This is a genomic window from Sphingomonas sp. CFBP 13706 (genome assembly GCF_014842355.1).
Lineage (GTDB): Bacteria > Pseudomonadota > Alphaproteobacteria > Sphingomonadales > Sphingomonadaceae > Sphingomonas > Sphingomonas aerolata.
Genome location: NZ_JACYVM010000013.1, coordinates 24,599 through 36,767 on the forward strand (window position 1 = coordinate 24,599; position 12,169 = coordinate 36,767).

The window sequence follows — 12,169 nt, forward strand, 5'->3', positions numbered from 1 at the left end:
TCGGCCGCATCTGCAGGTCAAAGCCCCCCTGTCGCACGACCGCTCAGATAGTCGGCTCGCCGGTGAGATACGGATCGACCGGCACCTCCGCCGGAACCGATACCCGCGGCACCGCCCTTGACGCGGCCGCAGCGAGCCATTCGTCGCCGCCGTCCCTGCGCCGGGTGGAGCCGTCACCGCGTGTCGAGACGCGCCCGTAGATCGGTCGTTCGCGGTCCGATGGCGAGCCCGCGAACATCGCGGCAATATTCCCGTAGGTCGACGGGTCGCGACCGTCGAGGCTGAGCCGGTCGTTGAGATAGCAGGCGGTGGACCATGCCGCTTCCGGGCTGGGCGTCATCGCGATGATGCGTTTGCCCCAGTACATCCGCAGATTGTTGTGCATCCAGCCGTCGACCAGGAATTGCTGCTGGCAGGCGTTCCAGGTCTCGTCGCGCGTTTCGCCGTGAAGCATCGCGCTCAACGTCTCCAGCTCGGGTCGGGGATCGGCGGCATGCTCTGCGAGCGTGTCGACTGCCCAGCCGGCGATGCGGTTGTAGCGCTCCGGCGCGGCAAGATCCCGCGCCTGGTAGTGGAACCACTCGCGCCAGCCGAGAAGCTCGTCGGCGAACTTTGCCTTGTGCCTGCTACCTGCATCAGCCGCGGCGACCGCGGCCATCACCTCGCGCGGGCCGAGCACACCAAAGTGCAGATAGGGCGACAATCCGCTGGCGCCGTCCGCGCGCGTGGCGTCGTTGCGCGCTGATGCATAGCCGGGCAGCACCTCGGTCACGAGCCGCCGCAGCCGTTCCTCTGCCGCGCCCCGACCAGCCGGGTGCAGGTCGCTGACCGGCACCGTATGATCAATCGCGAGACTGGTCACCAGCGCGTCGAGATCGCATGTGTCCAACCTGTCCGGCGTGAAGGGCAGAGTCCCGGCGTAAGCGGGCTGTTCCGGCACCGCCTCCTCCGTCTCCACCCAGTTGGAGCGCTCGGGTTCGTGCCGTCGCAGGAACCCCGATCGTCCACGGATGTCGCCGCCCAGCACGGCCGGGGGCACCAGGCACGCGGCCTCGACCGCATAGACCGGCGCCGCGGCGCGGGCGGCGACCCGTTCGGACTGCCAGCGGGCGACAAAGGTCGGCTGGTCCTCCAGCACAATCGCCGCCGCATCGGCGCCAAGCCGGTGCACGAGACCTTTTTCACGGTGCCCAGCCCGATCGACGTGCTGAACGCAGGCGAGACCGCGCCTCTTGCACCCGGCACCAAGGTCGCGGCTCGCCGCCAGGATGAAATGGTGCAGCCGGTCGGAGGCATAGGGGTAATCCTCGCGCACGCCGTGGTACACCAGGACCGGCACGCCGAGCGCGTTGCCGAGCAGAATGCTCGCGTCAATCACCGGATTGTCGCGTGCCCGCAGCGCCTGTTGCAGCCAGCACAGGACGTATCGGCCGCTAGCGTTCACCGCGCGGTCGTTCAGCGCCCGCACGCGCGGCGCTTCTCGCCAGTCGTGAAGACCGGCAGGCAGAACGGCCGTCACCATCCCATGCTGCCCGGTATGCCTTTGAACGGCCCCACAAGGTCTGACGTGATCCAGCCGCCGTAAAATCCGCCGGGCTGCGGGACCACCTGCTCGCCGTCCACCGTGCATGTATCGAGCGGACCGGCGTAGAAAGCGACATGGTCGCGCAATACCGCAAAGGCCGGCGTCGGCTGCGGATAGCTCCACGCCACGTCGCGCAGAACCTCGCCGCCGATCGCCAGGTGCCAATAGACTGCGTGGCCCTTCCACTCGCAGAACGAGCGTCGCTCCGAACGACGAAGCAGGCCGGGGCTCAATGCGTCGGGCGGCAGGTACCAGCTGGGCGGATGACTGGTCTCAAGCGTGCGGACAGCGCGGCGCGTATCGGCGACGAGGACGCCGCGATGCTCTATGCGGATCCATCGCTCGCTCGCTTCGGCAACGGCCGGGCGGGGAAAGCGCCACACGCTCTCCTGGCCGGGCGCGAGTGAAGGATTGCGGTCGTTCTCCCTCACCGGCGACGACCGAGCCAGATGCCGATACCCGCAAGGCCGAGCACCGCGATACCGGACGTCGCAGCCGCGACCTTGCGCCCCCGGTGCGGATCGCGTCGGCCGCCATCCGGACCGACTGCTACGCCGGGCTCGAACAATACCCCGTCGCTGTCGTCCCCGTCGGGTGCGCGGGCTGACCAGGTGTCGAGGAAGCCGCTCAGGATCGCCGCCAGCAGGTTCGGCGCTGCGAACTCCCCCAGCTTGAAGGCGATCGCCGGCGCGCCGACTGCGGTGAGATTGCGGGGTCGCGTGGCGAGCCGCACGACGGCCTTCGCAACCGTCTCGGGCGCGAGCGAACCCGGCGGCAACGCGAGCCGTGCGCCCGTATAGTTGCCGGCGTGGTCGACGCCAGGCGTGTCGACGAAGGTCGGACAGACGTCGCATATATGGATGTGCGGGCGCTTCGACACCTCGCCGCGGAGTGCCGCACTGAACCCGCGCAACCCGAACTTGCTCGCCGAATAAGCCGCCGCATACGGCGTCGCGACGAAGCCGCCGGCCGAGATCATGTTGACCCAGGTGCCGCGATCCTGCGCGAGGAAGATCGGCAGCACCGCGTGCACGTCATTCATGTGAGCAACGAGGTTCACGTCGACGACGCGCGCATGGTCTGCGATCGGCACGTCCTCGTACCGGCCGAGCACGCCAACCCCCTCGCAGCTGAACCACAGGTCGATGCCACCGAGCAGGTCGCGAGCCTCGGCGGCGAATGTCGCCACCGCTGCTGCATCCGTACAGTCGACGGGCCGGACGATCGCGTTGCCGCCCGCCGCGGCACAGCGGCTAGCGACGTCGTCCAGCCCTTCCCTGCCGCGGGCACCCAGAACAACCCGTGCGCCCGCCGCCGCGAAGGCCACCGCCGTCGCAGCGCCGATACCGCTCGATGCACCGGTGATCACCACCCGGTGTCCCGCCAGTGGGTGGTCCGCGCTCATTGGACCATGCTCGGGGTGCTTGGCCGCACAGCGTCGGCGGGAGGACGCTGTCGAGTCGGAGGGGCTGGCCTGTCATCATGCATAGCCCCTCAACGTTTCTAAGGCGCTGCGGTGTCCCACGAGCGCCGCAGAACCTATCTTACCGTATCGGGCTCGAGCTTCGAGCGGTGCTCTCACTACTGAATGCCGGCCGATTTGAACGCGACGCAGGTGCGTGCGTTGGTGTTGCTCGAGACGGGGCGCGCGCCCTTGGAACGCTAGGACACGAGATGGCAAAGCCCTTTACGATTGCAGTACCCGACGAGCGGCTCGCCGGCATCAACGCCAAGGTCGCATCGTTCGACTGGGGTGCGCTGCCGGACGCCGGAAGCTGGACGTCAGGGGTCGGCCTTGCGGACCTCAAGCGGCTCGTGGACCATTGGCGCATGCGGTTCGACTGGCGCGCACAGGAACGTCGGCTGAATGCTCTACCGCAGTTCACGACGGAGGTGCTGGGCGAAAAGCTTCACTTCATCCATGCGCGGGGCGATGGTTCGCGCCCACCCCTGCTCCTGCTGCATGGCTGGCCGGGCTCGTTCCTGGAATTCGAGGCGCTCATCGCGCCATTGGTCGCCGACGGCCATGACGTCGTCGTGCCCTCGCTTCCGGGCTACGCCTTTTCCGGGCGCCCTGCCGCGCCGATCGGACCGCGCCGAACAGGCGCGTTGATGCACGGTCTGATGACCGAGCTTTTCGGTGATGCGCGCTATCTGGTGCAAGGTGGTGACTGGGGCGCGGCGATCGGGAGCTGGATGGCGCACGATCATCCCGAAGCCGTGGCCGCCCTGCATCTCAACATGGTTCTCCTTCAGGCGGCGGACATATCGCCGAAGACGCCCGACGAACTCGCCTGGGCGGCACGACGGGCGTCGCTGGCGAAAGAGGAGACCGGCTACGCGCACGAACAAGGCACGCGTCCGCAGACGCTCGGCATTGCCATGTCGGACAGCCCCGTCGGCGTTGCCGCCTGGATTCTGGAGAAGTTCGGCGCTTGGGCGGACGTGCCGCGTGATGAACAGGGTCGGCCCGATCTCTGGCAGGCGTTCGACGAAGATACGCTCCTCACCAACATCATGCTGTACCTTGTCGAGGGGTCCTTCATCACGTCCACCTGGATGTATCGCGGCCGCATGCTGGAGGGTTCGGGCGAACTTCCGGCAGGCAGCCGTATCAAGGTGCCGACCGGCGTCGCAGCCTTCCCCGATCCCGTCTTCCCGCCGCCCCCGCGCTCACAGGCACGCAAGACCTACAACATCGTCCACTGGAACGAGATGGAGGCAGGTGGCCATTTCGCGGCGCTCGAACAGCCCGGGCTCCTGCTGGCGGATATGCGACGCTTCTTTGCCGATCAGGCGTCCTCAAAGGGGCGCAGACGGCGTCGGATCGCCGCCGCGGCGGGTGTCGTCGGCGTTGCCGCCCTTGGATTTTGGACGTTGGCGGACAGTCATCGATGCCCGGACGATACCCAAGCCCGGCATCGCGCGACCTACCCGCCACTGGATGTCCCGAAAGCTTTTGCCGAGGGCGTCTGGATCGTCGACAGCGGACCGATAAACGCGATGGGGCTGGCGCTGCCCGTGCGCATGACGATCGTCCGCCTCGAAAACGGCGATCTGCTGCTGCATTCGCCGACCCCCTATTCGGCCGCGCTGGCCAAGGCGGTCGAAGCGCTGGGCCGGGTACGGCATCTCGTTGCCCCCAACATCGCGCACTGGACATACATTGCCGATTGGCAACGGGCCTATCCGGATGCGACCACCTGGGCTGCGCCAGGACTGCGGGACCGGGCACAGGTCCGCGCATCGTCGGTGCGGTTCGATGCCGAACTCGGTGGAACGGCCCCGGCCGAATGGTCGGACACGCTTGATCAAGGCATGGTGCCGGCAGGGGCTGGCTTTAACGAGATTTGGTTCTTCCACCGGCAGACCAGGACGCTCGTGCTCGTCGACCTCATCGAAAACCTCGATCCTGACAAGCTGCCGCCTGTCACGCGGCTATTGATGCAGGCCTCCGCCGCCACGGACGGCACGACCGCGCGGTACCTTCGACTACCAGTACGGCTAGGCGGCGCGGACGCTAGAAAGGCGGTGCGAGCGATCGTGGCGCTCGAGCCGGACCGGGTGATCTTCGCTCATGGTCGGCCGTTCGACACCAATGGTGCGGCCCGACTGAAGCGTGCTTTTGAATGGCTGATCTAGGCCAGCGTTAGCGCAGCTTCCGTGCCTAACTGCAGCGCTGCATCGCGCACCTGCCCAACACGATCGAGGCAGTTCAGAAAAGTGATGCACGCTGCGCCGAAACGGTTTGCGCGTTGCGCATCGAAGACGTTTACAAGGAGTCACCAATGTCGTTTCCCCGTCCGTACGTCGCGTCGCCGCTCCGGTATGACAGCGGCATGCCCTATCGACGCACCGGCCGAAGCGGCCTGAGGCTGCCGGCAATCAGCCTGGGGCTGTGGCAGAACTTCGGCGGACAGAATGTGTTCGAGACGGGGCGAGCCATCCTGCGGCAGGCATTCGATCGTGGCGTGACCCACTTCGATCTCGCCAACAATTACGGCCCGCCCTATGGCTCGGCCGAAGAGAATTTCGGTCGCATCCTCGCCTCTGATTTCGCGGCCCATCGCGACGAACTCATCATATCGACCAAAGCGGGTTGGGACATGTGGCCCGGACCGTATGGCGATGTCGGTTCATCCAAAAAATACCTGATTGCGAGTTGCGACCAGAGCCTCAAGCGAATGGGCCTCGACTATGTCGACATCTTCTATTCGCATCGGGTGGATGCCGCGACCCCGCTCGAGGAGACGATGGGCGCGCTGGTGCAACTCCATCGACAAGGCAAAGCACTGTATGTCGGCATCTCCTCCTACGAACCGGGGCTGACCCGCCGTGCGGCCGAGATCCTGTCCGCGGAAAAGCTGCCGCTGTTCATCCACCAGCCCAGCTATTCGATCCTGAACCGGTGGATCGAGCGCGATCTGCTGGCGACGCTGGAGGAGCTGGGCGTCGGCTGCATTGCCTTCTCACCCTTGGCGCAGGGCATGCTGACGAATAAATACCTTCAGGGCGTCCCGCAGGATGCGCGAGCCACCCGTGACGGGTCGCTGTCGCAGGCCTTGCTCACGGATCGAAACCTTGCTGCCATCCGTACCCTGAACGATATCGCGGGTGAGCGCGGACAAACCCTGGCCCAGATGGCGATCGCGTGGGTCTTGCGCGACCCGCGCGTCACATCGGCGCTGATCGGCGCCCGCACGGTCGAACAGCTCGACGACTCGCTGGACTCGGTGAAGACGCTCGACTTCTCCGCCGACGAACTCACCGCGATCGACAACGCGGCCGACGATGGCGGCGTCAATCTCTGGTCGGGATCATCTGACATCACTGCACTGCCGGCAGCGCAAGGAGTGCCCGCCTGAACAACGGCCATCACGACACCCCTCCGGGACATTCCAAAAAACGTTTGCGCGCCCAATCTTCAGGCCCGGTTACGTTCGCCGACAGCGCCGCAAATAATTGTTAAATGACGCGAAATCGTAATCTCTTTAAGCAAACCACGTTTCTTGAGCCTTGCCCCATCGTGATCTGAGAAACTCGCTACGCTCGTAGATGCCCGCCTCGAACGAAGAACTCCGATTTCAGGCTGATAGCGGAATGCCTGCTTCCGGTCCGGACCAAGCGGGGGGCCGCCTCAACGGGACGGGACGACATAGTCGTGTGTTCCGATCTGGCGATGCAGCTTGAGCGAGCCGCCAGCCTGACGCTGCCACAACCGGATGCCCCCGCCCTTGACGGTGCCCGACTGGCCCCCCGCGGTCCACTCGACGCGGAATTTGGGATATTCAATCACCCACGCACCGTGATTTTCGAATGCCAGGGTCCAGACCCGCACGTCGCGGAAGGTCGCGCCGCTTCCCGCTGCGGTATAGGCGGTCAGATAGGGGCGGATCTCTGCCATGCCGCATTTGGGCGTTTCGGCGAAAGGCATGAAGACGGCGTCGTCGGTATAATCCACGAGCTTCGCCTCGACATCCTTGGTCCGCACGGCCTCGGCGTCGCGGTCGTTATGGGCTCGCAGGAATTCGCCCACGGACCGATCGCCTGCGGCTAGCCGGATGGGCGAGGACGACGGCACCGGGATCGCGGTGAAGAAGCCCGCGGGATCGGCCAGCGGGCGGAAATAGCCCCAGCTGTCGGCCTTGAGCCTGAGGCCGCCGTCCCGCTCGACGCCCCAGACATGCGCGTATTTTCCCCGCTCTTCGTCGGTGCGGTCGGACCAGCGGATCGTGAAGGTTCCGATCTCGACCAAAGTGTCGTCCAGCTCAAGGACTTCGCTCGCCACCGGCACATAGCTGGTCACACGCCGCCGCTCGCGCATCGCGCGGTGATAGGCCGCGATCTGGCGCGTGCCGATCAGCACCGGCTGATATTCGGGCATCGAGCGCGCATCTGCGCGGTAGAGCATGGCGCGAGCATCGGCATCATTGGCGAGCATCGCCTGACGCAGCTTCGCGTGTGCGGCGTTGACGCGTTCGGTCGGCGTCGCGGGAGGTCCGAACAACAGGTGCCGCGCGATGAAGGGCAGCACATCGGTGTAGAACCGCCCCTGCTCGCCCCAGTGCCGGTCACGAAAGCCGCCACCATGTTCCTCGGCTTCGTGCGGCACACCATATTCAGCGAGGAGATTGGAAAAGGCCTGCGCGCCATAGACATGGTCAACCAGCGTGTCCTGACGCCCCCAGTCGAACTTGAAGCCCCGCAGCGATTTGAGATTGTCGGCATAAGCGGGGAGCAAAGCCGTCAGCGCGAATCCCTGTTTGAAACGCGCCGTACGGTCGCTGTCCACTACGATGCGCCCGTCGACACGCCGCGCCGGTGGATCGAAGAACAGCGGCGGTCGGTTCGGGTTCGGCGAGAAGGCCTGATAGATCGACGTGAAGATCAGCGAGAAGCCGTCGTCCCGCAGATCGTCGAGCGATGTCGCGCGCGCCATGCGTTCCAAGTTCGGGCGGCTGTGCGTCGGCTGAATATTGGGGCCGCTCGCCACCGGCTGCATGCCATAGACCGCGCCGAACATGTCTGGATGGCGCATGCCGAAACGGATCGCGCCATACGCCCCCGGACCGTCCCCCGCGATCCCGCGCGAATGCCGGGTGGCGAGCGTGCGGTAGGTGGCATCGATGTGCGGCACCAGCTCGCGCACCATGAAGTCTTCCCAATTGCCCGTCGCCGGCGAATTCACATACCATGCGCTGCCCGCGGGGGTCGTGAAGTCGGCGGTCACGACGATGACGTCGCCGATCACACCCTGCGCGATCGCCTTGTCCAGCAGCGCCTTTGCGCCGTGGCTGGCGAAGGGTTCGCGGTGATCTTCGAAGAAATAGTTGAGGAAATAGATGACGGGAAATCGCTTGCCCGGCTCGGCGTAGCGCGGCGGCAGGTAGACCGTGAGGTTGCGGACTGGCGAGATGCCGATCTTGCTGCCGGCGAAGCTGATTGATTGAAGCTCGCTGACAACGAGCCGGCCCTGCGGCTGCGCCATCGCCGGAGCGACGAACAGCGCCAGCAAGCAACAGGCAACGGCGTAAAGCTTGCGGAGCCCGGTCATGACGACGCTCCATCGCTTCGCCGCGCGGGGCCTGATGTACGCCGGAAGGGAATCACGAGTGTCTCGCGTTCCTGGCCCTCCGAGCGGTTGAGGAAATAGACCGTGAAGCTATCCGGCCCGGTTCGCGAGAAAGTCGCGCCGTCGAAGTAGAAGCTGGTCGAATCGCGATCGACCAGCGGACGGTCGATATAGGCCGCCAGCGCTTCCCAACCGGCGAGTTCCGGCGTGAAGTGCTTGACCCGAAGCGTCAGCGAATTTCCAATCTCCGCGAACACGCCGATCTCGTAAAAGGCCAGGTTCTGGGGAGCGAGCGCGCGGACGAAGCCCGGAAGCTGCCCAAAGCGAGGACTGAGAAGCACATGCTCGACCGGGCCATCGGGCATGTCGCCGATCCAGTGGCCCTCGATCCACGCCATGTCGGCGATCGTCGCACGCGGGGCCTGGCGACCTTCGGCGTGAAGCTTGATCATGGCCCGGGGGTTGGCGCGTTGCGCCGATGAAGGGCTTGCGTGGAACAGGATCGCCAGCGCGAATACCGCCGTCGGAAACCTGAAAAGGGCATATGCCCTGTGCCTCAACCCCATGCCCACCCCCTGTCTTGGTTGAGCGGCATACGGGCCCGGAACGGAGTTCGCCGGCAATGGATTTTCGCCGGGCGGGTTCGGCGGATCGCCAAGCGGGATCAGCGGGTAAGGTAGACGTCGATTGGCTCGCGATATCGCCGGCTGAACCGGAGCTGCGCGCCGCACGCCAGCCGCACCACACCGTCGCCGTGCGTGCCGGGCCGGACTTCGACCAACCGGTCGAGCCGGACGATCGCGGCGCGATGGATCCGCGCGAACGCAGCCTGGGGCAATCGCGTCTCGAGCGACGTCAGGGGTTCGTGGATCAGCAAGCTGCGTCCACCGACATGGACCTCGGCATAGTCGCCCGCCGCACTGATCCAGTCGATCTCGTCGAGCCGAACCAGTTGCGCCGCGCCATTGCCGCGCGCGACTAGCCGGCCCTGCCCGCCGAGCAGCGATCGCATCCCGTCGCGCTGGCCGTCGCCCGTGTCGATGTGTCGCCGCACCCGCTCGATAACGCGGGCAAAGCGCTAGTCGTCGAACGGCTTGAGCAGGTAATCGAGCGCCTCCGCCTCGAAGGCGCGCACCGCATAGGCATCGAACGCCGTCACGAACACGACCAGCGGCATCGCATCCACGCCGATCGCCTCGATCACGCCGAAGCCGTCCATCTCGGGCATCTGGACGTCGAGGAACACAAGGTCGGGCCGCAGCGTGCCGATTGCCGCCACTGCTTCCGCCCCGTGCCCCGCTTCGCCGACCACTTCGAAATCGTCGTGCCCTGCCAGCGACTGGCGCAAGGCGCGGCGTGCCAGCGGCTCATCATCGACAATGAGGGTCCGGATCACTGCGGCACCAGGATGATGACACGGAAACCTTCGCCCGGCGCTGTGTCGATCTCGAGCGACTGGCGCTCGCCGTAGAGGTGGCGCAACCTGAGGCGTGCGTTGCCGAGCCCGACGCCCTCGCGGATCGCGCCCGCGCCCTTGCCGTTGTCGGCGATGCTGATCCACAGCATGTCACCCGCGGGCTTCGCCTCGATCGTCAGCGTGCCACCTTCGATCGTCGGCGCAATCCCGTGGCGCACCGCGTTCTCGACCAGCGGCTGCAGCAGCAGCGCCGGCACCTGGACGGTCTCCAACCCGGGCGCGATGGCGCGGACGATCCGCAGTCGCTCGCCCAACCGGGCTTCCTCGATCGCGAGATACGTGTCGGTAAAGTCGAGTTCATCGGCGAGCGCGCTGTGCTGCGACCTGCGCTGATCGATCGACAGTCGCAGCAGATCGCCCAGCCGCGCGATCAGCCGCTGGGCGACGATCGGATCGTCGGGCACCAGCGCGGAAATGGCATTGAGGGTGTTGAACAGGAAGTGCGGCTGCAACTGCGCGCGCAACACCGCGGTTTCCGCCTCTGCGAGCTGCGCCTCCAGCCGCGCCGCCGCGACTTCGCGATCGCGCATCGTCCGATAGGCGCGCGCGCCGAGCACGATCGCGACGAGCAGCGCGTAGATCATCAGATGGACGTGGATGCTGGTCGCCAGCTTCGTGATCAGCAGCCCATTGCTCCACGGCGCCCAGGGCGCGCGGACATAGATCATCGCGTTCATCGCACTGTAGAGCGCCGCGTGCAGCACCGCGAAGAGCAGCCCGAAGGCCAGATGGATGGCCAGCAGCCTGCCCAGCCGCCGCTCGTCGGCGAACGCCCGCGCCACCGCGACGACCCCGGGCGTCAGTGCTGCCCAGGCCGAATACCAGATCAGTCCATTGACCAATGCCTGCCCCAGCGCGAGCTTTGGCCCACCCGCGAAACCCGCGGCATAGGTCTGGAACGCCGTCACCACCGCGACAGCCAGCCATGCGGCCCAAATGCCCAGATAGCGAACAAGGCGTTGCCGATGCGCTGCGGTCATGGCCAATCATGCACATTCGCCCGACATTGAACAGCTGCCCGGCGGGGACCGAGCCTGACGGCCGCCGACGTCTGCGTGCTCCCCAAATTCGCGACCGACGAATTCTGCCTCGGCAACGTCTATTCGGTCGGTGTCGCGATGCGCGCGAGGCGGCGCATTCCGACGCGGTGCAGGCCCTGCCGAAGGCAATCGCCGAATATCCAGTCGGCGCCGATCAGAGTAGCGACTTGATACCGGCGATCGGGTCGTATCAAGGTCAACTTCACGCGTCTCGATGGGCGAGAGGGGGCCACCGTTGCCGACTAGGCCGTGCTGCGCATGACCGCTATCAAGGATAGAGAGATCGTCCTCGTCGACGCCGCCTGATTGTCACCTTCACTCTGTAGCGTGCCGCGTACCCGACCAAGCCCGAGGAGACATCGAATGCCGTTCGTCACCACCGTCGACAAGACCGAAATCTTCTACAAGGACTGGGGCAACATGGATGCGCCCGTCGTCATGTTCCACCACGGCTGGCCGCTCAGCGCGGATGACTGGGACGCGCAGATGATGTTCTTCGTCCAGAAGGGCTATCGTGTGATCGCGCATGACCGCCGCGGGCATGGCCGTTCGACCCAGTCGGCGGGCGGTCACGACATGGACAGCTATGTCACCGATGTCATCGCGCTGACCGACGCGCTCGATCTGCGCGATGCCGTCCATGTCGGCCACTCGACCGGCGGTGGCGAGGTCGCCCGCTATGTCGCGCGCGCCAAGCCCGGGCGGGTCAAAAAGGCCGTGCTGGTCAGTGCGGTCGCACCGATCATGGTCAAGACCGATGCCAACCCGGACGGCGTGCCGATGGACGTATTCGACATGGTGCGCGAGCAGACGGCCACGAACCGTTCGCAATTCTACTACGACTTCACGCTTCCCTTCTTCGGGTACAACCGCGACGGCGCCGAGGTGAAGGACGCCAAGCTCATCTCCTACCCCGGCTTTCCCCACGGCATGCCGGTTACCAACGCCGATCGGATCAACGCCGATCTGCTCGCCTTCATCGAAGGCTGATCCAT

Annotated in this window: 11 protein-coding genes; 3 read left to right on the top strand and 8 right to left on the bottom strand. The window is 65.9% G+C overall.

The window, feature by feature from the left end:
* Positions 1–43: 43 nt before the first annotated feature.
* Genes IFS44_RS17610 through IFS44_RS17620 form a run of 3 tightly spaced genes read right to left on the bottom strand, consistent with a single transcriptional unit; the run spans position 44 to position 2,990 of the window.
* Positions 44–1,522: a deoxyribodipyrimidine photo-lyase gene (locus tag IFS44_RS17610; protein ID WP_192099434.1), complete on the bottom strand. Its 1,479-nt coding sequence runs from the start codon at positions 1,520–1,522 to the stop codon at positions 44–46.
* A complete protein-coding gene (locus IFS44_RS17615; RefSeq protein WP_192099435.1) occupies positions 1,516–2,016 on the bottom strand; it encodes a DUF427 domain-containing protein in 501 nt (166 codons plus the stop codon). The genes IFS44_RS17610 and IFS44_RS17615 overlap by 7 nt, the downstream gene beginning before the upstream one ends.
* Entirely contained in the window at positions 2,013–2,990 is a 978-nt protein-coding gene (locus tag IFS44_RS17620; RefSeq protein ID WP_192099436.1) for an SDR family oxidoreductase, read from the bottom strand. The genes IFS44_RS17615 and IFS44_RS17620 overlap by 4 nt, the downstream gene beginning before the upstream one ends.
* Between IFS44_RS17620 and IFS44_RS21835 the strand changes: the two genes are divergently transcribed.
* On the top strand, positions 2,990–5,227 hold the full coding sequence (locus tag IFS44_RS21835) for an alpha/beta fold hydrolase (RefSeq protein ID WP_206757861.1): 2,238 nt from the start codon (positions 2,990–2,992) through the stop codon (positions 5,225–5,227). The genes IFS44_RS17620 and IFS44_RS21835 overlap by 1 nt on opposite strands.
* A 146-nt stretch (positions 5,228–5,373) precedes the next feature.
* Positions 5,374–6,450 carry an L-glyceraldehyde 3-phosphate reductase gene (gene mgrA / locus IFS44_RS17630; protein ID WP_192099437.1) on the top strand — a complete coding sequence of 359 codons (1,077 nt, stop codon included), beginning with the start codon at positions 5,374–5,376 and terminating at the stop codon, positions 6,448–6,450.
* Between the two features lie 272 nt (positions 6,451–6,722).
* On the opposite strand, the gene IFS44_RS17635 is transcribed toward mgrA, so the two are convergent.
* From IFS44_RS17635 to IFS44_RS17650, 5 genes are all read right to left on the bottom strand, one after another.
* Entirely contained in the window at positions 6,723–8,639 is a 1,917-nt protein-coding gene (locus tag IFS44_RS17635; RefSeq protein ID WP_192099438.1) for an alpha/beta hydrolase-fold protein, read from the bottom strand.
* Positions 8,636–9,109 (bottom strand): DUF6265 family protein, encoded by a 474-nt coding sequence (locus IFS44_RS17640; RefSeq protein ID WP_192099439.1) that lies wholly within the window; start codon positions 9,107–9,109, stop codon positions 8,636–8,638. The genes IFS44_RS17635 and IFS44_RS17640 overlap by 4 nt, the downstream gene beginning before the upstream one ends.
* 212 nt (positions 9,110–9,321) lie before the next feature.
* Positions 9,322–9,711, bottom strand: a complete 390-nt coding sequence (locus tag IFS44_RS21840; RefSeq protein ID WP_197977933.1) for a LytTR family transcriptional regulator DNA-binding domain-containing protein — start codon at positions 9,709–9,711, stop codon at positions 9,322–9,324.
* Positions 9,712–9,735: 24 nt separating this feature from the next.
* The gene (locus IFS44_RS21845) at positions 9,736–10,053 is read right to left on the bottom strand and encodes a response regulator (protein WP_197977934.1); all 318 of its coding nucleotides are present in this window, start codon (positions 10,051–10,053) and stop codon (positions 9,736–9,738) included.
* Complete coding sequence (locus IFS44_RS17650) at positions 10,050–11,114, bottom strand: sensor histidine kinase (protein WP_192099440.1); 1,065 nt, start codon at positions 11,112–11,114, stop codon at positions 10,050–10,052. Before IFS44_RS17650 ends, IFS44_RS21845 begins: the two co-directional genes overlap by 4 nt.
* Before the next feature lie 423 nt (positions 11,115–11,537).
* On the opposite strand from IFS44_RS17650, the gene IFS44_RS17655 reads away from it, so the two are divergent.
* On the top strand, positions 11,538–12,164 hold the full coding sequence (locus IFS44_RS17655) for an alpha/beta fold hydrolase (RefSeq protein WP_192099441.1): 627 nt from the start codon (positions 11,538–11,540) through the stop codon (positions 12,162–12,164).
* The last annotated feature ends 5 nt before the right edge of the window (positions 12,165–12,169 follow it).